The sequence below is a fragment of the Aureibaculum marinum genome (assembly GCF_003813905.1).
GTDB lineage: Bacteria > Bacteroidota > Bacteroidia > Flavobacteriales > Flavobacteriaceae > Aureibaculum > Aureibaculum marinum.
Genome location: NZ_RPFJ01000040.1, coordinates 15,646 through 39,981 on the forward strand (window position 1 = coordinate 15,646; position 24,336 = coordinate 39,981).

Annotated in this window: 22 protein-coding genes; 15 read left to right on the forward strand and 7 right to left on the reverse strand. The window is 29.6% G+C overall.

The features are described from left to right. Positions 1–109 precede the first annotated feature (109 nt). From EGM88_RS13645 to EGM88_RS13675, 7 genes are all read left to right on the forward strand, one after another. Positions 110–1,018 (forward strand): patatin-like phospholipase family protein, encoded by a 909-nt coding sequence (locus EGM88_RS13645; protein ID WP_203229470.1) that lies wholly within the window; start codon positions 110–112, stop codon positions 1,016–1,018. A gap of 295 nt (positions 1,019–1,313) precedes the next feature. Then, complete coding sequence (gene hisG / locus EGM88_RS13650; protein ID WP_123898987.1) at positions 1,314–2,171, forward strand: ATP phosphoribosyltransferase; 858 nt, start codon at positions 1,314–1,316, stop codon at positions 2,169–2,171. Positions 2,172–2,248: 77 nt separating this feature from the next. Then, on the forward strand, positions 2,249–3,538 hold the full coding sequence (gene hisD, locus EGM88_RS13655) for a histidinol dehydrogenase (protein ID WP_123898988.1): 1,290 nt from the start codon (positions 2,249–2,251) through the stop codon (positions 3,536–3,538). Next, positions 3,531–4,574, forward strand: a complete 1,044-nt coding sequence (gene hisC / locus EGM88_RS13660) for a histidinol-phosphate transaminase (protein ID WP_123898989.1) — start codon at positions 3,531–3,533, stop codon at positions 4,572–4,574. Before hisD ends, hisC begins: the two co-directional genes overlap by 8 nt. Position 4,575: 1 nt before the next feature. Next, positions 4,576–5,769, forward strand: a complete 1,194-nt coding sequence (gene hisB / locus EGM88_RS13665) for a bifunctional histidinol-phosphatase/imidazoleglycerol-phosphate dehydratase HisB (RefSeq protein ID WP_123898990.1) — start codon at positions 4,576–4,578, stop codon at positions 5,767–5,769. Positions 5,770–5,901: 132 nt separating this feature from the next. After that, positions 5,902–6,483, forward strand: a complete 582-nt coding sequence (gene hisH, locus EGM88_RS13670; protein WP_123899043.1) for an imidazole glycerol phosphate synthase subunit HisH — start codon at positions 5,902–5,904, stop codon at positions 6,481–6,483. Positions 6,484–6,618: 135 nt separating this feature from the next. Continuing rightward, positions 6,619–7,950 (forward strand): DUF58 domain-containing protein, encoded by a 1,332-nt coding sequence (locus EGM88_RS13675; protein WP_123899044.1) that lies wholly within the window; start codon positions 6,619–6,621, stop codon positions 7,948–7,950. A 75-nt stretch (positions 7,951–8,025) separates the two neighbouring features. Here the strand turns inward: EGM88_RS13675 and EGM88_RS13680 are convergent, their stop codons facing one another. Beyond that, on the reverse strand, positions 8,026–9,027 hold the full coding sequence (locus EGM88_RS13680) for a glycosyltransferase (RefSeq protein ID WP_123898991.1): 1,002 nt from the start codon (positions 9,025–9,027) through the stop codon (positions 8,026–8,028). 89 nt (positions 9,028–9,116) lie between these two features. Then, positions 9,117–9,563, reverse strand: coding sequence for a type I restriction enzyme HsdR N-terminal domain-containing protein (locus tag EGM88_RS13685; RefSeq protein ID WP_123898992.1), 447 nt, complete (start codon positions 9,561–9,563; stop codon positions 9,117–9,119). A 29-nt stretch (positions 9,564–9,592) separates the two neighbouring features. On the opposite strand from EGM88_RS13685, the gene holA reads away from it, so the two are divergent. Then, the gene (holA, locus tag EGM88_RS13690; protein WP_123898993.1) at positions 9,593–10,597 is read left to right on the forward strand and encodes a DNA polymerase III subunit delta; all 1,005 of its coding nucleotides are present in this window, start codon (positions 9,593–9,595) and stop codon (positions 10,595–10,597) included. 38 nt (positions 10,598–10,635) lie between these two features. Here holA and EGM88_RS13695 read toward each other — a convergent pair whose 3' ends face one another. The 5 genes from EGM88_RS13695 to porX form a co-directional block, all read right to left on the reverse strand. Beyond that, on the reverse strand, positions 10,636–11,685 hold the full coding sequence (locus EGM88_RS13695; protein WP_123898994.1) for a T9SS type A sorting domain-containing protein: 1,050 nt from the start codon (positions 11,683–11,685) through the stop codon (positions 10,636–10,638). Positions 11,686–12,150: 465 nt separating this feature from the next. Beyond that, a complete protein-coding gene (locus EGM88_RS13700; protein WP_123898995.1) occupies positions 12,151–12,801 on the reverse strand; it encodes a YggS family pyridoxal phosphate-dependent enzyme in 651 nt (216 codons plus the stop codon). Positions 12,802–12,961: 160 nt separating this feature from the next. Continuing rightward, positions 12,962–13,912 (reverse strand): D-2-hydroxyacid dehydrogenase, encoded by a 951-nt coding sequence (locus EGM88_RS13705; protein WP_123898996.1) that lies wholly within the window; start codon positions 13,910–13,912, stop codon positions 12,962–12,964. A 95-nt stretch (positions 13,913–14,007) separates the two neighbouring features. Then, a complete protein-coding gene (gene serC, locus EGM88_RS13710) occupies positions 14,008–15,069 on the reverse strand; it encodes a 3-phosphoserine/phosphohydroxythreonine transaminase (protein ID WP_123898997.1) in 1,062 nt (353 codons plus the stop codon). Positions 15,070–15,283: 214 nt separating this feature from the next. Continuing rightward, positions 15,284–16,828: a T9SS response regulator signal transducer PorX gene (gene porX / locus EGM88_RS13715; RefSeq protein ID WP_123898998.1), complete on the reverse strand. Its 1,545-nt coding sequence runs from the start codon at positions 16,826–16,828 to the stop codon at positions 15,284–15,286. 64 nt (positions 16,829–16,892) lie between these two features. Here porX and EGM88_RS13720 point away from each other — a divergent pair, with 64 nt between their 5' ends. The 7 genes from EGM88_RS13720 to sucD all read left to right on the forward strand — a co-directional run bounded on the left by EGM88_RS13720 (position 16,893) and on the right by sucD (position 24,163). Next, complete coding sequence (locus EGM88_RS13720; RefSeq protein WP_123898999.1) at positions 16,893–18,119, forward strand: HD domain-containing protein; 1,227 nt, start codon at positions 16,893–16,895, stop codon at positions 18,117–18,119. A 165-nt stretch (positions 18,120–18,284) separates the two neighbouring features. Continuing rightward, positions 18,285–19,328: a UDP-3-O-(3-hydroxymyristoyl)glucosamine N-acyltransferase gene (gene lpxD / locus EGM88_RS13725; protein WP_123899000.1), complete on the forward strand. Its 1,044-nt coding sequence runs from the start codon at positions 18,285–18,287 to the stop codon at positions 19,326–19,328. Further along, positions 19,318–20,712, forward strand: a complete 1,395-nt coding sequence (locus EGM88_RS13730) for a bifunctional UDP-3-O-[3-hydroxymyristoyl] N-acetylglucosamine deacetylase/3-hydroxyacyl-ACP dehydratase (RefSeq protein WP_123899001.1) — start codon at positions 19,318–19,320, stop codon at positions 20,710–20,712. The genes lpxD and EGM88_RS13730 overlap by 11 nt, the downstream gene beginning before the upstream one ends. A 2-nt stretch (positions 20,713–20,714) precedes the next feature. Next, a complete protein-coding gene (gene lpxA / locus EGM88_RS13735) occupies positions 20,715–21,500 on the forward strand; it encodes an acyl-ACP--UDP-N-acetylglucosamine O-acyltransferase (protein WP_123899002.1) in 786 nt (261 codons plus the stop codon). An 8-nt stretch (positions 21,501–21,508) separates the two neighbouring features. Beyond that, entirely contained in the window at positions 21,509–22,078 is a 570-nt protein-coding gene (gene efp / locus EGM88_RS13740; RefSeq protein ID WP_123899003.1) for an elongation factor P, read from the forward strand. Positions 22,079–22,256: 178 nt separating this feature from the next. Further along, on the forward strand, positions 22,257–23,192 hold the full coding sequence (locus tag EGM88_RS13745; protein WP_123899004.1) for a UDP-3-O-(3-hydroxymyristoyl)glucosamine N-acyltransferase: 936 nt from the start codon (positions 22,257–22,259) through the stop codon (positions 23,190–23,192). A 95-nt stretch (positions 23,193–23,287) separates the two neighbouring features. Further along, entirely contained in the window at positions 23,288–24,163 is an 876-nt protein-coding gene (sucD, locus tag EGM88_RS13750) for a succinate--CoA ligase subunit alpha (protein WP_123899005.1), read from the forward strand. Positions 24,164–24,336 lie beyond the last annotated feature (173 nt).

The window sequence follows — 24,336 nt, forward strand, 5'->3', positions numbered from 1 at the left end:
TTTTAATTTAACTAAAAAAATTTCATTAAAATTTCGATATTTTAAAGTTTAAACCTAAAAATAATATTTTTTGTCTAAAATAATAAGCAATTATAGGTTCGTATAAATTATGAGAGCATTGGTAATTTCAGGAGGAGGAAGTAAAGGAGCATTTGCAGGAGGTGTTGCTCAATATTTAATAGATGAAAAAAATAATAAATACGATTTATTTTTGGGTACATCCACGGGAAGTTTAATGGTTTCTCATTTAGCATTAGGGAAATTGTATGAGTTAAAGGCTATTTATACAACCATTAACCAGCGAAAAATATTCAGTAATAATCCATTTGTTGTAAGAACTGTACATGGAGAAAAAGTAGTTTCAGTAAATCATTTAAATACAGTTTGGAATTTTATTAATGGAAGAAGAACTTTTGGAGAAAGTAAAAATTTAAGAAAGTTGATAAAAAAGTATATCACTGAAAATTATTACGATAGAATAAAAAAATCTGATAAAGACGTAGTAGTAACTGTTTCTAATTTAACAAATAATGTAGTGGAATATAAGGCGTTAAAAGAATGTTCTTATTTAGATTTTTGTGATTGGATTTGGGCTTCGTGCAATTATGTACCTTTTATGAGTTTGTTGCGTAAAGATGGTTGTGAATATGCAGATGGTGGTTTTGGTGCTTTGGTGCCCATAAGAGAAGCTATTTTAAGAGGAGCAACCGAAGTAGATGTAATTATTTTAGAAACAGAAGTAAGTCAAGTTAATAGAATGCCTTCTAAGAATCCTTTTTCTTTAATTACTACTACCGTGCAATTTATGATGGATCAAATAGAGCGACATAATGTAACTATTGGAAAATTACAAGCAACACACGATAATGTAAAGCTTAATTTATACTATACACCAACAGTATTAACTACAAACTCATTGGTTTTCAATAAAAAACTTATGGCTAAATGGTGGGAATATGGATTTAGATATGCAAAAAAACAAGAAGAATTGAAATCTAATAAATTAAAAGATAAATAGAAATTATTTATATATACTGGTAAAAAAACTTTAAAATAGTTGCATTATAAAAAATATATCCTTTAAATTTGTGCATTATTATAAACAAATGAAGAATTTTAATACACATCGTCATCATTTTGCTACTTGCTTTCAAGCGAGCTGAATGTGTTGTGTGTCTCTATAAAACAATATAAAAGCCCGTTTGATATTTTCAAACGGGTTTTTTATTAGATTAAATTATTGAGAGAAAGCAGAATCGATATACTAATAATCGTGTCTTAATTAAAATTAAGCATAAAAAAAAATAATTACAATGACCAAATTAAAAATTGCCATCCAAAAATCGGGCAGGTTAAATGAAGAATCATTAGAATTACTTAAAAATTGTGGTATTTCTATTGACAATGGTAAAGATCAATTAAAAGCTTTTGCTAGAAATTTTCCGTTAGAAGTTTTATACTTAAGAAATGGAGATATTCCACAATATTTACTTGATGGAGTGGTTGATGTTGCTATTTTAGGAGAAAATACATTGATAGAAAAAGGCGATACCTTACCTATAATTGAAAAGTTAGGGTTTTCTAAATGTAAAGTATCCATAGCGGTACCAAAAGAGGTTGAGTACAAATCAATTGCTGATTTAGAAGGGAAGAGAATAGCTACTTCTTATCCTAATACTGTAAATCAATTTTTAGAACAAAAAGGAATTAATTCAGATATTCATGTAATTAACGGATCTGTAGAAATTGCTCCAAATATTGGTTTAGCAGATGCAATTGTAGATATTGTTTCTAGTGGAAGTACATTATTTAAAAATAATCTTAAAGAAGTAGAAGAGTTATTAAAAAGTGAAGCCGTGCTAACGGTATCTCCATCTTTGTCTGAAGAAAAGAAAATAATTTTAGATAAATTACAATTCAGAATTCAATCAGTTTTAAAAGCTAGAAATAATAAATATGTATTATTAAATGCTCCTAATGAAAAAGTAAAAGATATTATAAAAATATTACCAGGAATGAAAAGTCCAACAGTATTACCCTTAGCAGAAGAAGGATGGAGCTCTATACATACCGTTATTAATAAAGATAAGTTCTGGGAAGTTATAGATGAGCTTAAATCGAATGGAGCAGAAGGTATTTTGGTTTGCCCTATAGAAAAGATGGTCTTGTAAATTTTTTTCTAAAAGAATATAAAATTAGTAACCTTTATAAAATAGATTAAACATTTATCCTTGAAATTAATCGTAAAATGAATAAAATATACAATCCACATAAAAATGATTGGAAAACTATTTTGGCTAGACCTACTCAAACGGTTGAAGATATTGAAGCTACAGTACTCCAAATATTTAATGAAGTGAAAAGCAACGGGGATAGTGCCATTGAAAAATATACAAGTTTTTTTGATGGTACCATTATTAAAAATATGCAAGTTACTGAAGTTGAAATTTCAAAAATTGATAATTCAATAGATTATGAGTTGAAACAAGCAATTCAGTTAGCAAAAAACAATATAGAAAAGTTTCATAGTGCACAAAAAACGCCAAAAATAGAGGTAGAAACTGCACAAGGAGTAAAATGTTGGCAAGAAAAAAGACCTATTCAAAAAGTTGGAATTTATATTCCTGGTGGTACAGCTCCTTTATTTTCAACGGTATTAATGTTGGCTATACCTGCAAAGTTGGCTGGTTGCTCAGAAATTGTATTGTGTTCTCCACCTAATAAAGAAGGAAATATTCATCCAGCAATTTTATATTCAGCAAAGCTATGTGGTGTTACTAAAATTTATAAAGTTGGAGGAATTCAAGCTATTGCAGGGATGACTTTTGGTACTGAGACAATTCCGCAGGTTTATAAAATATTTGGACCCGGAAACCAATTTGTTACAGTAGCTAAACAATTGGCAACAAAATATAATGTTGCTATTGATATGCCTGCAGGTCCTTCAGAGTTACTGGTGGTAGCAGATAATACTGCCAATGCCAGTTTTGTAGCTTCTGACTTGCTAAGTCAAGCAGAGCATGGTGCTGATAGTCAGGTAATTTTGGTTTCTACTTCAAAAAAGCAAATTGAAGCAGTAGAGCAGGAGCTAGACGTGCAACTTCATAAATTGGAGAGAAAAGCCATTGCCGAAAAAGCTATAGCTAATTCTAAATTGATTTATGTTGAAAATGAACATATAGCATTAGATTTGATTAATGAATATGGTCCAGAACATTTTATTATATGTACTGAAAATGAGGATTTTTATGTTAATGGTATTCAAAATGCAGGCTCTATATTTATAGGAAATTATACTCCTGAAAGTGCTGGCGATTATGCTTCGGGTACAAACCATACGTTACCTACAAATGGGTATGCCAAACAATATAGTGGTGTTAATTTAGATAGTTTCTTAAAAAGTATGACATTTCAAAAAGCAAGTAAAGAAGGGATAGCAACTATCGGTAATGCTATTGAAATTATGGCTGAAGCTGAAGGGTTACAAGCTCATAAAAATGCTGTAACATTGCGATTAAATAGTTTAAAAGATGAATAATTTTAATCTCGACAATTTAATACGTGATAACGTAAAACGGTTAAAACCATATTCATCTGCACGTGATGAATTTAAAGATTTTAATCAGGATATGGTTTTTTTGGATGCGAATGAAAATCCTATTAATAATGGGGTTAATCGTTATCCAGATCCACAACAACTAACTGTTAAAAAAGTATTAGCTGAGCAAAAAGGTGTTTCAATTGAACAAATCTTGTTAGGTAATGGAAGTGATGAGGTTTTAGATTTACTTTATCGTGCTTTTTGTGAACCTAAAGTTGACAATGTAATTACATTACCTCCTACATATGGAATGTATAATGTATTGGCAGCTATTAATACTATAGACAATAGAGAAGTGTTATTAACTGATAATTTTCAGCCTAATGTAGAGGCTATTTTAAAACATGTTGATAAACGTACAAAACTTATATTTATTTGCTCTCCTAATAATCCTACAGGTAATGCTTTTAACAGTGAATTAATAGAACAAATTCTTAAAAACTTTGATGGATTGGTTGTTATTGACGAAGCGTATATCGATTTTTCTTCACAAGAAACTTGGTTGAATAAACTGAATACATATCCAAATTTGGTTGTTACACAAACCTTGTCTAAAGCATATGGTTTGGCAGGAATAAGACTAGGAATTTGTTATGCATCTGCAGAAATTATTGCAATTTTAAATAAAATTAAACCTCCTTATAATGTGAATGAACTCACGCAGCAAAGAGCTTTAAAACGATTAGTTGATTTTAATATTGTAGAGAGTGAAATTAATACTATATTAATTCAAAAGAATGAATTACTTAAACAATTACATCAAATAAAATTTGTAAAAGAAGTGTATCCCACAGACGGTAATTTTGTTTTGGTAAAAGTAGATGATGCTAATCATAGATATGCTCAATTATTAGAAAAGGGGATTGTGGTTAGAAACAGAACGAATCAACCCTTATGTGAACATTGTTTGCGATTTACCATAGGTTTACCACAAGAGAATGAAAAATTAATAAAAGCATTAAACGAATTGTAAAATGGGTGAGAAAGATACAAATAACACAGAAAGTGTAACATCTTTATCAAAGCTAAAACTACCAACTAAAGTATTGTTTATAGATCGTGATGGGACATTAATCAGAGAGCCAGCTGATGAACAAATTGATAGTTTTGAAAAGTTGGTGTTTTATCCTAAAGCATTAGCATATTTATCTAAAATAGCTCAAGAATTAGATTATAAATTGGTAATGATTACTAATCAAGATGGATTAGGAACATCGATTTATCCTGAAGAAACTTTTTGGCCTGTACATAATTTTGTGATAAATACTTTTAAAAATGAAGGTGTACTATTTGATGAAGTTGTTATTGACAAAACGTTTGCTAAAGATAATGCACCTACACGTAAACCCAATACAGGTTTGTTGACTAAGTATTTTTCTGAACAATATGATTTGAAAAATTCATTTGTAATCGGAGATCGTTTAACCGATGTTGAATTGGCTAAAAATTTAGGATCAAAAGGAATTTTTATTAATGACAATACCAATTTAGGTACCGATGAAATTACTGTTAAACGTGATGAGTTAAATACATATATAGCTTTAGAAACAAATGATTGGCAGCGTATTTATGAATTCTTAAAGTTAGAAAATCGCACAGCTGAAATTAAGAGAAAAACAAATGAAACAGATATTTTTATTAAACTAAATCTTGATGGAACCGGAAAAAGTAAAATTAATACTGGTATTGCTTTTTTTGATCACATGTTAGATCAGATTTCTCGTCATGGGCAAATGGACTTAGAAATTAATGTAAAGGGCGATTTAGAAGTTGATGAACACCATACTATTGAAGATACAGGTATTGCCTTAGGTGAAGTGTTTAGTAAAGCTATTGGTAGTAAATTGGGCATAGAACGTTATGGTTTTTCTTTGCCAATGGACGATTGTTTAGCTCAGGTTAGTATAGATTTTGGTGGTAGAAATTGGTTGGTCTGGGATGCCGACTTTAAACGAGAAATGATTGGTAAAATGCCAACAGAAATGTTTTCTCATTTCTTCAAATCTTTTACTGATGGAGCCAAAGCTAATTTAAATGTGAAAGTTGAAGGTGAAAATGAACATCATAAAATTGAAGCCATTTTTAAAGCTTTTGCCAAAGCTATAAAAGCAGCCGTAAAACGTGATGTAGAAAAAATGATTTTACCTAGTACTAAAGGAATGTTATAAATATTAGTCATTCTAATTTTTCATAAAGAAAAATGTATAAAGTATAATATAAATAAAGATTTCACTTTAATGTCAGATACACTAGCAAACACAAACAATTTAAAAAGCTCTGATAATAGAGAAAAAAAGGACATTTCTATTGTTATTATAGATTATGGTGCTGGAAACATACAAAGTATAAAATTTGCCATTCAACGATTAGGAGCTCAAGCACTACTAAGTAATGATGCAGAAATAATTAAAGCAGCAGATAAAGTAATCTTCCCTGGAGTTGGCGAGGCAAGTAGTGCTATGGAAAAATTGATAGCAACCGGCTTAGATAAAGTAATTCCTCAATTAAAACAACCCGTACTTGGTATTTGTTTAGGCATGCAGTTGATGTGTAATTACAGTCAAGAAGGGCATACTAAAGGACTTGGTATTTTTGATGTTGATGTTCTAAAGTTTAGCAATAAGGTAAAAGTACCTCAAATAGGTTGGAATACACTTACTAATTTAAAATCAGAATTATTTAGTGGAATAAAAAATGAAGAATATATGTATTTGGTGCATAGTTATTACGCTCCGCTATGTGATGATACTATTGCGATAACCAATTATGATATTGAATATTCGTCTGCCTTAAAAAAAGATAATTTTTATGGAGTGCAGTTTCATCCTGAAAAAAGTAGCACTGCAGGTGAGATTTTATTAAAGAATTTTTTGGAATTATAACTGAAAACTGCTTTTAAAGAAACTTAAACCTTCTAAGATAAATTAAATTGTTCTGTTTTTTAATATGTAAATTTTCACTAACAATTTAAAATCACTTATTTTAGCTAAATAATTTGGCAGACTAACGCTTATATGATTAACCTCTTTAAAAATCTTTACATTCACCAAGGCTTCTTTGTTTATATTAGCATTGTATCAGGTTTGTTTTTGGTATCTTATTGGGTAGAGATGGTATATCAAATAGCTTGGTTTTTACTTTTTACTTTGGCCGTTTTATTTTTAGTGGATATTATAATCTTATTTCGATTTAAAAATGGATTAAAAGCCAGACGTTTATTGCCAGAAAAATTCTCTAATTCAGACGAAAATCCCATTCCTATTACCATTGAAAATAAATATCCTATAAAAATCTTTTTAAAAGTAATTGATGAGCTTCCTACGCAGTTTCAAAAAAGAGATTTTGAATATTTTACTGAAATAAACGATAATGGATATCATAATTTTGAATATCGGGTACGGCCAGTAGAACGGGGTGAATATTATTTTGGAAATTTAAATTTATTTGTTTCATCGCCATTGCAAATAGTTGCCAGAAGATACCGTTTTAATGCCAAACAAATGGTGGCAGTATATCCCTCTTATATTCAAATGCGTAAATATGAATTTTTGGCATTTAGTAATAGGTTAACTGAGTTTGGTCTTAAAAAGATTCGTAGAATTGGTCATACTATGGAATTTGAACAGATTAAAAATTATATTGCAGGTGATGATGTTAGAACTGTTAATTGGAAAGCTACTGCTAAAAGAGGGCAATTAATGGTCAACCAATATCAAGATGAAAAGTCACAACCTATCTATTCTATCATTGATACAGGTAGAGTTATGAAAATGCCTTTTGAAGAGTTAAAACTATTAGATTATGCAATTAATTCTACATTGGCTTTCTCTAATATTGCATTATTAAAAAACGATAAAGCAGGCATGCTTACTTTTTCTAAAAAGGTGGAAAAAATAGTTGCTGCCAGTAATAAACGTACTCATATTAACACCATTAATGAGGCATTGTATAATATTGATACACAGTTCACTGATTCAGATTTTGGGTATTTATATGCAACTATTAAAAGAAAGATAAATCAACGTAGTTTAATAATTTTATATACCAATTTTGAGCATATTTCAGCCTTGCAGCGTCAATTACCTTATTTAAAAGCTATTTCTAGGCAACATTTATTGGTGACAGTATTTTTTGAAAATACAGAATTAGAAGAGTTAATTACAGAAAATGTAGAAGATTTGCAAAGTATTTATCATAAAACCATTGCTGAAAAATTTGCTTACGAAAAAAGGTTGATAGTTAAAGAACTAGAGAGTAAAGGAGTTCATGCAATTTTAACTAAACCTCAAAATTTATCAGTTAATGTGATTAATAAGTATTTAGAGTTTAAAGCCAAAGGACTTATCTAGATTGTTTTTATTATGTGACGGGCACTTTTACAACTTTTATAGAAAGGTAAAATTAGTATCAAGTAAATTTTAGTATTACGTAATCTCACTAAAGTTTTTTTTACCTAATACAAAATGCTGCCAAACAATACTTTTACACTGGTAGTAATTGTTCTTTTTATCAGTAATTCTTTTTCTTTTTTTAAGGTATTTTGGAATGTTATAATAAAAATTAAAATGAGCTTTTAAAATGGCAAAACAATGCCTAGGGCGTAATTCAAACAAAAATTTAATTCCAGCAACACCATCCAATAATAATCGGATTAATAATACAAAGAATAAATAATTGCTAGGTACATTTTTAAGTATAGAAAATAAACTATTTCTAAAATTTAAATAGGTTTTTCTAGGGTTAGCTTCATTCAGTGTAGCACCTCCAACATGGTATACTGTTGATTCGCCTACATATTTTATGTTGTATCCTTCATTTTTTATTCTCCAACACAAATCTATTTCTTCATAATGAGCAAAATAATCCTCATCAAAACCATCTAATTGATGAAAAATTTCTTTACGAATAAAAAAACACGCTCCAGAAGCCCAGAAAATATCGGTAGTATCATTGTATTGAGCTGTGTCTTTTTCTAAATTAGAAAATAAACGTCCACGGCAATATGGATAACCATATAAATCAATAAAACCTCCAGCTGCACCAGCATATTCAAATTTGGTTTTATCTTTAAAGTCTTTTATTTTAGGTTGAATAGCAACTGTATCTTTAGACGATTCAAATTCTGAAATAATAGGTTTTAACCAATTTTCAGTAACTTCTATATCTGAATTTACTAATGCGTAAATATCCGCATCTATATGTTGTAAAGCATCATTATAACCTTTGGCATAGCCTCCATTAATACTGTTTTCTATAATTTTTACAGAAGGAAAAGTTTCTTTTACAAATTTTACTGAGTCGTCAGGCGAGTTGTTATCTGCAACATAAATATCGGCATCATTACTACTATATTTTAGCATTGCTGGTAAAAACTGTTCTAATAGTTGTTTACCATTCCAATTTAATATGATTACGGCTACTTTCAAGGATTTTTTTTAAGTTGCAAACTTAACAATTAATAATGATACTTATTATATAGAAAAGTGTAACTATATTTATTGATAAAAAGTAAAGGTTAACGAATGTAGTTTGGTAAATCTTCTAAAAAAATATACTTTTCATTTTCTGTGTCCATTTTGCAGAAATAATGGTTTAATCCATTTGTAACCATTAAGTATTGAGCATTTAATTTTAAATTGTAACGAGCTATTTGATCAAAAGTATCTTGTGTAATTTTTACTTTAGGGGCTTTGCATTCTACAATTAGTTCAGGCAAACCTTTAGTATTAAAAACCAATACATCAAATCTTTTTTTTAAAGAGTTAATTGTTAGCTGCTTTTCAACTGCTATAATTGATTTTGGATAGTTTTTATACGAAATTAAATAATGGATAATATGTTGTCTTACCCATTCTTCAGGGGTTAACACCACATATTTTTTTCTGATAATATCAAAAATTAATTGCTTATTTTCTTTACTTTTGACGTTTAGTTGGGTTTTGGGTAAATTCAATACAATCATACTACAAAAATGAACCTTTTTTCTTAGAAATGAAACGCATCAATGAAATAGTTTCTGATATAAAATCGGGAAATATAAAACCTATTTATTTTTTAATGGGTGAGGAGCCCTATTATATTGATAAAATTTCTGATTATATAGAGCAAAACGTATTATCAGAAGAAGAAAAAGAATTTAATCAGGTTGTATTGTATGGTAGAGATGTTACTATAGATGATATAGTGTCTAATGCCAAACGTTACCCAATGATGGCAGATAGGCAAGTGGTAATTGTTAAAGAAGCTCAAGATTTATCGCGTACTATAGAAAATCTTTTGAGTTATGTTGAGAACCCGCAACCAACTACAGTTCTTGTAATTTGTTATAAATATAAACTATTAGACAAGCGTAAAAAACTTAGTAAGAGTATAAGTAAAAATGGATTGTTGTTTGAGAGTAAAAAACTTTATGATAATCAAGTAGGTGATTGGATTAGAAGAGTGTTGGCTGGTAAAGGATTTCAAATTGAACCAAAAGCTGCTATAATGTTGGTTGAGTTTTTAGGAACCGATCTTTCTAAGATTGCTAATGAGTTGGAAAAACTAATGAGTATTTTGCCAAAAGAGAGTACCATAAGACCTGTTGATGTTGAAGTAAATATTGGGATAAGTAAAGATTTTAACAATTTTGAATTACAAAACGCTATTGGAGAAAAAAAGTTAGTCAAAGCAAATCAGATAATTAATTATTTTGCAGATAATCCTAAAAATAATTCATTGGTTCTTACCATTACATTATTAAATAAATATTTTACCAAATTATTAATTTATCATGGGTTAACTAATAAGTCTAAAGGAAATGTAGTTAAAGCATTAGGTATTAGTGCTTATTTTTATGATGACTATGTAATTGCAGCTAGAAACTATCCAATGCGTAAAGTATCGCAAATTATTTCCTATTTACGCGATACTGATGTAAAGAGTAAAGGTGTAGGGGCAAATGCAGCTGACACTAGAGATCTTTTAAAAGAATTAATCTTTAAGATAATGCACTGATATTACTTAAAATATATCCTTTTTACTTGCTAATTACACTAAAACTTTAGCAATTTTTTTACAGCACTTATTTCATTATTTTTTTTAAATACCACAAAGTAAATTCCATTTTTTAAATTAGAAACATTAAAAGAATTGTTGGTCATTGGTTGTTTTAGAGAAACTTCTCTTCCAAAACTATCGTGTAATACTATTGCATCATACTTATCTAAATTATTTCCTTTCATAGTTACTTTTGATGAAGTAGGATTTGGAAATATAGAAATAGATTTATTATCTAATGAAGATTGAAAGACATTGATATTGGAATTTTCTTCGATATTAAAATCGGTAAATAACACTCTTTTTTCAATTTCAGTTTCAGTTTCTGCTGTCTCTTTAAATATTCCCCATTTTGGACGAATAAAATCAGCATCTGTTTTCCAAGTTCTTATAGCATCATCATTATAATCTAATAAGACTTTATCACCGTTAACGGTTTTAATAGTTATGTCGTAAGCACCTATTTCATTGTATGTGATTGTTTCAACAACTTCAAGCCATTGTCCTTTTAAATTGGTAATATCAATAGATTCTACAGTGGTTTGAGAATCCATTTCTGCATAACGTAACTCTAAATATTCAAATCTTCCTTTTCTAATGGTTGTTAATGTAAATAATGGAACATCAGCCTCAGAACCACCAATTGCTTTCAATTGATGCAAGTCCATGTTAAATTTACGTACAGTAAAATCATTAGTTAGTTTAAACTTCCATGAGTAAGTTATTGTTTCTCCTTGTACACCTAATAAATTTTTAGGAGCATCTTCGATGCTTTCAAACTCATTAAACCTTGTGCCAAAGTTTTCGCAAGCTTCTTTGTCAGATGTTTTATGTAATTGAAATTGACTAACTGTTCTGTTTAGTTCATCGTCCATTATTTCATTATAATGTCCGCCAAAACCAACGTGGTTACAATTGTTGTAACTCACTACAACGTCGGGTGCTAAAATTGCAGAAATAATTTGATTGTTATTTGTAGCGTTTTGAGAAAAACCAAGTTGAATTGTTAGAATGCAACTTATAATACATAAATTAAACTTCTTCATTTTTTTAGAAAAAACTATTAGGGTTGTTAGAAGTAATTTATGCTACATATAGTAAATGGTGTTTGTTTTTGTTAATAACTCTAAAAAATTAATTTTAGTATATAGTATTGTAAAAAAAATATAAATAAAATTTAAAAACAGCGAAAATGTATTTAAGTCATTGTAAATTAGTTGATTGTGTGGTTGTTTGTAAAGTTATTAGTTTTGTGGTTTTAGAAGTACGCTCAAAGTTTTTAACAATGTTATTAAGAAGTGGGTTTGTAGTTATTAACAATATGTAATATTAAGATACCTAGTGTATTGCGTAAAGTTTAAACCTTTATGGTCTGTGTAAATTAATAAGTAGAAGGTTTCAAACAACTAGGTTAATGTAAAATCAGTTATTTTTTTTTAAGTAAAAATAGTTGATTGAATTTCTTGTAAAAAAAAAGTGTTTTGAGAAGAAAAAAAAGTGTAAAACAGAAATTATCTGCTTCCAAAAATAGCACTTCCTACTCTTACCATAGTGCTTCCATTTTCAATAGCAATTTTATAGTCTCCGCTCATGCCAATTGACAGTGTAGTAATACCTTTGTTTTGTGATTTAATCTTTTCAAAGAAAGTATTAATTTTTGAGAATTCTTCTTGTACCTGAGTGGTATCGCTAGTAAAGGTGGCCATTCCCATTAATCCAACTATGTTAATGTTGCTTAATTCATTTAAATTTTCTGAAGTTAAAATGGATTCTATTTCTGTAAATGAAAGCCCAAACTTGGTGTCTTCTTCAGCTATTTTGGCTTGTAATAAGCAATTGATAACTCGATCGTGTTTTTTTGCTTGTTTGTTAATTTCTTTTAGCGTTTTTAAACTGTCTACACCATGAACAAGGCTAACAAAATGAGCCATATATTTTACCTTATTACGCTGTAAATGACCAATCATGTGCCACTCTATATCTTGAGGTAAGTTGTTGTATTTCTCAACCATTTCTTGAATTTTATTTTCTCCAAAAATACGTTGTCCAGCATCATAAGCTTCTAAAATGTCTGAAGCTGGTTTTGTTTTAGATACGGCAACCAAGGTTACATGAGAAGGTAAACTTTTTTTTATTTTGATAAGATTTTCAGAAATACTCATGGTTATAAGTTTTCAATTAAAGAGGGTAGTGCTATTGAAACATTTATTAAGCAAGCTTCATTCATTTTAAGGAAGTGATTACTTCCTTAAAATGAATGAAACAGTATCTTGTTACTCATTAAATTACAATCTATTAAAAGTATAGGTAATTAGTAAGTATTTATCCTAAAATTTTAACAATTTGCTCTGCCAATTCACTACCAATTCTATCCTGAGCTTCACTTGTTGCTGCACCAATATGTGGTGTTAATGAAATATTAGGATTCATTAATAGTTGAATTTCTGGAGTAGGCTCTTTTTCAAAAACATCTAATGCGGCATGTGCAATTTTTCCATTTTCAATGGCTTTAACTAAAGCTATCTCATCTAAAACACCGCCACGAGCAGCATTTACTATACAAGCTCCGTCTTTCATAAGTTCAAACTCTTTCGAGGAGATTATATATTCTTTTTGAGCAGGAACGTGTAATGATATAAAATCTGATTGTTTTAAAAGATCTTCTTTTGAAATGGTGTCAATTTTAAAATTAACACTTTGTCCGTCATAAAAATCTAATTTCACATTAGCAGATTCTATAAAAGGATCAAAAGCAACAACTTTCATTCCTACTCCTAATGCAATTTTAGCAGTAGCTTGTCCAATGCGTCCAAAGCCAAATACACCTAATGTTTTTCCTTTTAGTTCAACACCTTTGGCGTAAGCCTTTTTTAAATCTTTGAATTTAGAATCACCTTCTAAAGGCATATTTCTATTAGAATCATATAAAAAACGAACCATTCCAAATAAGTGAGCAAATACTAATTCAGCTACGGAATGTGAACTGGCAGCAGGAGTGTTAATTACATGTAATCCTTTAGATTTTGCATATTCTACATCAATATTATCCATACCAACACCACCACGGCCTATTATTTTTAAAGAAGGGCAAGCGTCTATAAGGTCTTTTCTTACTTTAGTAGCACTACGTACTAATAAAACAGAAATTTCATTTTTATTTATGTAATCAATCAATTGCTCTTGTGCTACTGTTGTTAAGTCAACCTTAAAACCAGCATTTTCAAGAGCTGTAACTCCACTTTTTGCTATACCATCATTTGCTAATACTATCATTCTAAAACTTTATTTTATTATTTGTTATTCGTTGGCATGAGAAAATATTATAATATGCCTTTTTTAAATATTCTTTTTACTAGAAATTAAAATTGTTATTTTAATGCTTTCATTACATTAACTAAAACTTGAACACTTTCTAGAGGTAATGCATTGTATATACTTGCTCTATACCCGCCTACAGATCTGTGACCATTAATTCCACTAATGTCTGCTTCTTTACACATACTATCAAACTTATCTTTTAAACTGTCGTCAGTTAAAACAAAAGTGACATTCATGTTAGACCTATCTTCTTTTTCGGCCACACCTTTAAATAACGGATTGTTATCAATCTCAGAATATAATAATTCAGCTTTTGCATTATTAATTTTTTCAATAGCTGCAATACCACCTTTTTCTTTTAACCATTGTAGAGTTAACATTGAGGTGTATACTGCAAAAACTGGAGGTGTATTAAACATACTATCTTTAGAGATATGTACTTGATAATCTAACATTGAAGGAATAGTACGTCCAGTTTTTCCTAAAATAGATTCTTTTACAACAGCTAAAGTTGTTCCAGCTGGTCCCATATTTTTTTGTGCTCCAGCATAAATCACATCAAATTGTGTGAAATCTAATTGGCGAGAAAAAATATCAGAACTCATATCACATACCAAAACATTATCTGATTTTGGAAATTCTTTTATTTGAGTACCATAAATAGTATTGTTACTTGTGCAGTGAATGTAGTCTACCGCACTTGGTATGGTATAATTTTTAGGAATATAATTGTAATTTTTATCTTTTGAAGACGCTACAACTTCTACCTCTCCAAATAATTTAGCTTCTTTAATAGCTTTAGAACTCCATGCTCCAGTATCTAAATAAGCAGCTTTTCCATTTTCTTTCATTAAGTTGTATGGAGTCATTAAAAACTGTAAACTGGCACCACCCTGTAAAAATAATACAGAGTAGCCTTTGTTTTCAAGGTCTAATAATTCTAATACTAAACTTCTTGCTTTTTCCATTACCGCAACAAAAGCTGGGCTTCTATGCGATATTTCAAGGATTGATAAATTATCATTATTAAAATTTAATACGGCTTCTGAAGCTTTTTGTAATACTTCTTGTGTTAATATGCTTGGTCCTGCACTAAAATTATGCTTTTTCATCTTGTAAATTTAGAGCACAAATTTGAGCATTTTATAGTAAATAATCATTAAGAATTATTTAAAATTTGATAACAAAATTGAAGAATTTGTTAATAAACATGCTTCTTTGTTTAAAGAATTCTACAATTGGGTATGTTAAATAGTATTTAAAACGCATTTTAAGAATTAAAATGTGTAATTATACTAATGGCTAGTTTACTAAAATGATAATAATTTATTTTGGTTCCATTATAATACATGGTATAATCATTTCCTCTAAACTTATACCACCATGTTGATAGGTGTTTTTATAATATTTAACATAGTGATTATAGTTATTTGGGTATGCAAAAAAGTAATCTTCTTTAGCAAAAACAAAAGAACTACTCATATGTATTGATGGCAATTGTATGTCTTCCGGATTTTTTACTGCATATACTTCTTTTTCTGTATATGTTAAACTTCTACCGGTCTTATAACGTAAATTAGAACTAATGCTTTTCTCTCCAACAATTTTTGTTGGTTTTTTAGTATTTATTGTACCATGGTCGGTAGTAATTATTAATTTTAGTCCAAATTCTTGGGCTTTTTGAATCATTTCTAACAATGGCGAATTTTTAAACCAGCTTAAGGTTAAAGATCGGTATGCTTTATCATCACTAGCCAATTCTTTTATCATTTCCATTTCTGTGCGTGAATGAGAGAGCATATCAACAAAATTATAAACTATTACAGTAAGGTCATTGTCTTTTACGGATTTGAAATTTGCCGCTAAATCACGCCCTTTTGGCATGCTTGTAATTTTAAAATACTCGTGTTTTATGTTTAAATTCAAGCGTTTTAATTGAGCTTCTAAAAAATCATTTTCATGTAGGTTTTTACCACCTTCATCAGTGTCATTTTTCCAATATTCAGGATGCCTTTTTGACATTTCTAAAGGTGTTAAACCAGAAAAAATTGCATTTCTAGCATATTGAGTGGCGGTAGGTAGAATACTATAGAAAGATATTTCTTCTTCTTTTTTATAATAATTGTTAATAATAGGTTCTAACACGCGTAATTGATCGTAACGTAAATTGTCTATTACAATAAGTAACGTCTTTTCTTTTTCTACTTGAGGGGCAATAACTTGTTTAAATAAATCTTGAGATAGTAAAGGTTTGTCTTCTCCTTCAAACCATCCTTGATAGTTTTTTTGAATAAATTTAAAAAATTGTGAATTTGCTTCCTCTTTTTGGCTTTCTAATATTTCAATCATTCCAGGATCAGCAATTGATTCGAGTTGAATTTCCCAGTGAACTAATTTTTTATACAGTTCAACCCATTCTTCATAATTACTAACCATTGCCAAGTCTAATGAAATTTGCCTAAACTCTTGTTGGTATGTAGAAGTTGTTTTTTCAGAAACCAATCTTGAATGGTCTAAATTCTTTTTAAGACTTAATAATATTTGATTCGGATTTACAGGTTTAATCAAATAATCTGCTATTTTTGAACCAATAGCTTCTTCCATAATATATTCTTCTTCGCTTTTTGTAATCATTACAATAGGAAGATTAGGTTGTTTTGCTTTAATCTTTGTTAAGGTTTCAATACCAGATAAGCCTGGCATATTTTCATCTAAAAAAACAACATCATAATTCTCCTCATCAATACTTTCAATGGCTTCTGCACCATTGTTGCAAGTGCTAACATCATAATTTTTCTTTTTTAAAAATAATAAGTGAGGTTTTAGTAATTCAATTTCATCGTCCACCCAAAGTATTTTGATTGCATTCATTCCTTTTATTTACTGATTAAATATTAAACATCTATTTTTGTAGTGTAATTTTAAAAATATTCGATTGAACAAATTTAAAATTTTTAACGACCCAATTTACGGATTTATAAACATTCCGAGCGAATTAATTTTTGATATTATTGAACATCCTTATTTTCAACGGTTAAGGCGTATTTGCCAAATGGGATTATCGTCATTCGTATATCCAGGAGCACATCATTCTCGTTTTGAACATGCCATTGGAGCTATGCATTTAATGCAAAAGACCATAAATATATTAAAAAATAAAGGAGTTTTAATATCAAAAGAAGAAGAAGAGGCACTTTTAATTGCAATTTTATTGCATGATATTGGCCATGGGCCTTTTTCTCATACGTTAGAGCATAGTTTGGTTACTGGAATTAAACATGAAGATATTTCTCTAATTTTTATGGAGGAACTGAATAATCAATTTAATGGAAAATTGAGTTTAGCCATTAAAATATTTAAAGGTGATTATCATAGAAATTTTTTAGTTCAATTGATTTCAAGCCAACTTGATATGGATCGATTGGATTATTTAAAAAGAGATAGTTTCTATACAGGTGTTACTGAAGGAAATATTAATTCGGAACGTATAATTTCTATGCTTGCTGTTGTTGATGATAATTTAGTCGTTGAAGAAAAAGGAATTTATTCTGTAGAAAAATTTATTGTAGCCAGACGTTTAATGTATTGGATGGTTTATTTACATAAAACTAGTTTAGTGGCTGATTATTTGTTAGTTAAAATATTAAAAAGAGCTAAAAGTTTATTTTTAAATGGTGCGGATTTACCTTGTAGCAATCCGCTGAGATTTTTCTTAGATTATAATCATGATATAAATTTTAACAGCATTCAGTTTTCTAATTTTTCTCAAATTGATGATTACGACATAATAATGGCTCTTAAACAATGGAAAAATAATGATGATTTTATCTTAGCTTCTTTGTGTACCTCTATTTTAGATAGAAAATTGCCAAAAATTATAATTCAAGATAATGAATTTTCTAAAGAGCAACTTCAGAAAATTACTGAGAAAGTAGAATTAAACATTACAGATAAAAAGGGAGAAATTGAATATTTTGTTGATACAGGCGTTATTAAAAATCAAGCGTATGATTTACACCACAATTCTATTAGTATTTTATATAAAAATGGAGAGATAAAAGATTTGACGAAAGCTTCTGATCATATGAATTTATTGGCTTTAACTAAACCTGTGGTCAAGCATTTTGTTTATTATCCAAAAAGTTTGTATTCATTGTTGTAGTATAAAATTAAATCGCTTAATTCAGTATTTTTTTTAAAATAAAAAAAACTGTATTTGAATAAAAACTAATTTATTATCTAAATCTTTTATAAAAAAATCTCAAAATATTATAAATCGTAATTTTTAAATCTCCTTAGGTTATTCTTTTTTTATATTTTTGCACCAATGAAATTTACAGCACAACAAATCTCTGATATACTCCAAGGGGAGATTGAAGGTAATCCTTCAGTGGAAGTTTATAAACTTTCTAAGATTGAAGAAGGTGAAAAAGGGTCATTAACTTTTTTGTCAAATCCTAAATATACATCATTTTTATATTCTACAAATGCTTCTGTAGCTATTGTAAATAAAAGTTTTACACCAGAAAAAGATATTGAAGCTACTTTAATAAAGGTAGAAGATTCATATAAAGCATTCTCAAAATTATTAGAATTTTATAATCAAGTAAAATTAAATAAAACAGGTATTGAACGTCCTAATTTTATAAGTGACTCTGCTAAATTAGGTAAAGATGTTTATGTTGGTGCTTTTGCTTATATAGGAAATAATGTGGTTATAGGTGATAATGTTAAAATATATCCGAATGTTTATATAGGTGATAATGTTATCATTGGAGATGGAACTACTCTTTTTGCAGGTGTTAAAATTAATTCAGAAAGTGTAATTGGAAAATCATGTATTATTCATCCAAGCGTATCTATAGGATGTGATGGTTTTGGTTTTGTACCTGATGAAAATGGAATATATAGTAAGGTGCCCCAAACGGGTAACGTTGTTTTAGAAGATAATGTAGAAGTTGGAGCCGGTACTACAATAGATAGAGCTACTTTAGGCTCAACAATTCTTAAAAAAGGAGTGAAATTGGATAATCAAATTCAAATTGCTCACAATGTTGAAATAGGTAAAAATACAGTAATTGCAGCTCAAACAGGTGTTGCAGGTTCTACAAAAATTGGAAAAAATTGTAGAATAGGAGGTCAAGTAGGAATTGTGGGACATCTAAAAATAGGTGATAATGTCAGCATTCAAGCTCAATCTGGTATAAGCAGAAACCTTAAAGATAATGAAGTGGTTCAAGGAAGTCCTGCATTGCCTTATGCAGACTTTAATAAATCATATGTACATTTTAAAAATTTATCGAAATTAGTTGATAAAATTGATTTGTTAGAAAAAATGTTAAATGCACAAAAAGAAGTAAATGAGCAATAAACAAAAAACAATTAAAAAGGAAGTTTCACTTTCCGGTGTTGGGCTTCATACAGGAAAACAAGTTAATTTAACTTTTAAACCTGCACCTGAGAATTATGGTTTTGCTTTTACTAGGATAGATTTAGAGGGAAGTCCAGTTATTGAAGCACGAGCGGACTATGTTGTAAATACACAACGAGGAACTAATATCGAAAAGAATGGAGTAAAAATTCAAACGAGTGAACATGTATTAGCAGCTGTTGTTGGATTGGGAATTGATAATATTTGTATAGAATTAGACGCTCCAGAACCACCTATTATGGATGGTTCTTCTAAATTTTTTGTTGAAGCTTTAGAAAAAGCAGGGTTACAAGAACAAGAAGCTGAAGTTGAAGAGTATGTAGTAAAAGAGATTGTTTCCTATAAAGATGAAAGTACAGGAAGTGAAATTATCTTAATGCCTTCAGATCACTATGAAGTTACTGCAATGGTTGATTTTGGTACTAAAGTTTTAGGAACTCAAAATGCAACTTTAAAGCAGATTTCTGATTTTAAAAAAGAAATTGCCCCGGCAAGAACATTTAGTTTTTTGCACGAAATAGAAATGTTATTAGACAATAACTTAATTAAAGGAGGCGATTTAAATAATGCTATTGTTTATGTAGATAATGAGATTTCTCCGCAAACCATGGAGAAGTTGAGAAAAGCCTTTAATAAAGAAGAAATTTCGGTTAAACCTAATGGTATATTAGACAATTTAACATTGCACTATCCCAATGAAGCTGCACGTCATAAGTTATTAGATGTAATTGGTGACTTAGCGTTGGTAGGTGTAAAAATTAAAGGTAAGGTTATTGCTAATAAACCGGGACATAGTGTAAATACACAGTTTGCTAAGAAATTAGCAAAAATGATAAAAATAGAAAAACGGAATAATGTTCCTCAATTTGATTTGAATGAACCTCCACTTATGGATATTCATCAAATTATGAATATTTTACCTCATAGGCCTCCGTTTTTGTTAATTGATAAAATTTTAGAGTTAACAGACAAAACCGTAGTTGGCGTAAAGAATGTGACCATGAACGAAAAGTTTTTTGTTGGTCATTTTCCTGGAGCTCCTGTAATGCCTGGTGTTTTACAAGTAGAAGCTATGGCACAGACAGGAGGTATTTTAGTGTTAAGTACAGTACCAGACCCTGAAAATTATTTAACTTATTTCATGAAAATGGATAATGTTAAATTTAAAAGAAAGGTATTGCCTGGTGATACACTAATTTTTAAAGCAGAATTGATAGAGCCTATAAGAAGAGGAATTTGCCATATGCAAGCTTATGGGTATGCCAATAATAAATTAGTAGTTGAAGCACAACTAATGGCACAAATTGTAAAAAGAACAGATTAATTATGAACCAACCACTTGCTTATATTCATCCAGGGGCTAAAATTGCTAAAAACGTAGTTGTTGAGCCTTTTACAACAATTCACAACAACGTAACAATTGGTTCTGGTACTTGGATTGGTTCTAATGTTACAATCATGGAAGGAGCCAGAATAGGGAAAAATTGTAATATTTTTCCAGGTGCTGTTATTTCTGCAATTCCACAAGATTTAAAATATCAAGGTGAAGAAACTACAGTTGAAATAGGAGATAATACTACAATTAGAGAATGTGCTACTATTAATAAAGGAACGGCAGACCGATTAAAAACTGTAATTGGTGAAAATTGTTTAATTATGGCTTATTGTCATGTGGCTCATGACTGTTTTGTTGGAAACAACTGTATTTTTTCTAATAATTCAACGTTAGCAGGTCATGTAACTATTGGTGACAATGTAATATTAGCTGGTCTAGTGGCTGTGCATCAATTTGTTTCTATTGGGCAACATGCTTTTGTAACAGGTGGGTCTTTAGTGCGTAAAGATGTACCTCCGTTTGTTAAAGCAGCAAGAGAACCTTTATCTTATGTAGGTATTAATTCTGTAGGCTTACGTAGAAGAGGATTTTCTTCAGAAAAAATTAGAGAAATACAAAATATATATAGAATTTTATATCAAAAGAATTATAATAACTCACAGGCTTGTCAAATAATTGAAGCTGAAATGGAAGCAACTCCAGAACGTGACGAAATTCTTCAATTTATAAGAGATTCTCAACGAGGTATTATGAAAGGATATTTTAGTAATAATTAATAGATTTTATGGCAACTACTTCAGATATTAAAAAAGGATTATGTATTGTTTTTAATAATGATACTTATAAAATAACAGATTTTCAACATGTAAAACCAGGTAAAGGTCCTGCTTTTGTTCGAACAAAATTAAAAAGTTTAACTACTGGCAGAACCTTGGATAATACATTTTCGGCTGGACATAAAATTGATGAAGTACGTGTAGAAACACGTAAATATCAATATTTGTATAAAGAAGGTGAGTCAACATATCATTTTATGAATAATGAAGATTATTCTCAAATTGCTCTTCAACATGATATTTTAGATAGCCCAGAGTTAATGAAAGAGGGAGAAACTGTTACTATTATAGTACGTGCAGAGGATGAATTGCCTCTTTCAGTAGAAATGCCAGCAAGTGTTATTTTAGAAGTAACAAAAACAGAACCTGGTGTAAAAGGAAATACCGCTACCAATGCTACAAAACCGGCTATTGTAGAAACAGGAGCTAATGTAAATGTACCACTGTTTATTAATGAAGGAGATAAAATACGAATTGAAACTGATAAAGGAACTTATCAGGAAAGAATATCAGATTAATTTTACATACATTACTCTTAATTAATCTATATTTTTAATTGTAAAGGGTCAATTCTATTGGATTTTTTAAGTGAACAACTAAGTATAACTTGATTGATTTATCATAATAATAGAAGTAAGCTTATTAATCCAATAATAAATTGTAATTGATTCTTTACAATTGAATAATTATTTGCAAATGAAATTTCCTAAAATATATACTTTAAAAGATATAGCACAACTTATTGATAGTGAGTTTGTTGGTGATGAAAATTTTCCTGTTTATGGAATGAATGAAATTCATGTTGTGGAAAAAGGAGATATCGTATTTGTAGATCATCCAAAGTATTATGATAAAGCTTTAAATTCTGATGCTTCTGTAGTTTTAATTAATAAAAAAGTAGCTTGTCCTGAAGGCAAGACTTTATTAATTTCAGATGATCCGTTTAGGGATTTTAGTAAATTGGCAACTTATTTTAATCCTTTTAATAAAGCTGATAAATCCATTTCAGAATCTGCTGAAATAGGTGAAGGTACCATTATTCAGCCAAACGTATTTTTAGGTAATAATGTTACAATTGGTAAAAATTGTCTAATTCATCCTAATGTAGTTATTTACGATGGCTGTACAATTGGAAATAATGTGACCATCCATGCAGGAACCACTTTAGGATCAGATGCATTCTATTACAAAAATAGAGAAACAGGGTTTGATAAACTCATATCATGCGGGAGTATTATTATTGAAGATAATGTAGATATTGGTGCCGCATGTACTATTGATAGAGGTGTTACTGGTAATACACTAATTAAAGAGGGAACTAAAATAGACAATCAAGTACAAATTGGACATGATACCATTATTGGTAAAAAATGTTTAATAGCTTCTCAGGTTGGTATTGCGGGATGTACCGTGCTTGAAGATGAGGTAACTCTTTGGGGGCAAGTTGGTGTTATTAGTGGAGTTACTATTGGTAGAAAAGCTGTAGTATATGCACAATCTGGGGTTTCTAACTCATTAGAAGGAGGGCAAGCTTATTTTGGTTCACCATGCGATGTTGCTAGAAAAAAATATAGAGAATTGGCAGGAATTAAAGTTTTACCTGAAATAATTAATAAAGTAAATAAGATTTAATCGTAATTATTTTTTAAAGTTAGTTGTAAGAATTACTTTTGTGTACAATAAATACGAAAAAAATAAATAAAATAACAAATAACCAATAACTAAAAATGAGTGTTTTAGTAAATAAAGATTCGAAAATAATTGTCCAAGGTTTTACAGGTAGTGAAGGTACTTTCCACGCTACTCAAATGATTGAATATGGTACCAATGTCGTTGGTGGTGTAACGCCTGGAAAAGGAGGTCAAAAACATTTAGATAGACCTGTTTTTAATACGGTTGCAGAAGCTGTTGAAAAAGCAAAAGCAGATACAAGTATTATATTTGTACCACCAGCATTTGCTGCAGATGCAATTATGGAAGCTGCTGAAGCTGGAATTAAAGTGATTATATGTATCACAGAAGGTATTCCGGTTGCTGATATGGTAAAAGTAAAATCTTATATTTCGGATAGAGATTGTAGATTAATTGGCCCTAACTGTCCAGGTGTAATAACACCAGGAGAAGCTAAAGTTGGTATTATGCCAGGTTTTGTTTTCAAAAAGGGGAAAGTTGGTATTATTTCTAAATCAGGTACATTAACGTATGAAGCTGCTGATCAAGTTGTAAAACAAGGATTAGGTATTACTACAGCTATTGGTATTGGTGGAGACCCAATTATTGGAACTACTACTAAAGAAGCTGTAGAATTATTAATGAATGATGATGAAACTGAATGTATCGTAATGATTGGTGAAATAGGTGGTCAGTTAGAGGCTGATGCGGCTAGATGGATAAAAGCAGATGGAAATAGAAAACCTGTAGTTGGTTTTATTGCTGGACAAACAGCTCCAAAAGGAAGAACTATGGGACATGCAGGTGCTATTGTTGGAGGAAGTGATGATACTGCACAAGCAAAAATGAAAATATTAGCAGAAAATGGAATTCATGTGGTGGATTCTCCAGCAGAAATAGGACTTAAAGTTGCAGAAGTTTTAGGAAAATAGATTTTTTTAGATTATATAGTATTAGTTTAACTAGAAAGAAGCCTGTTTAAAACTTTAAACAGGCTTTTTTTATTTTGAAGAAATTATTTTTAGTAATAGAAGTTCTAATTATAGAAACCAGTATCTAAGAGATTAGATGGTGGTTTTTTTATTTCAAGCTAAACAAATTCCTT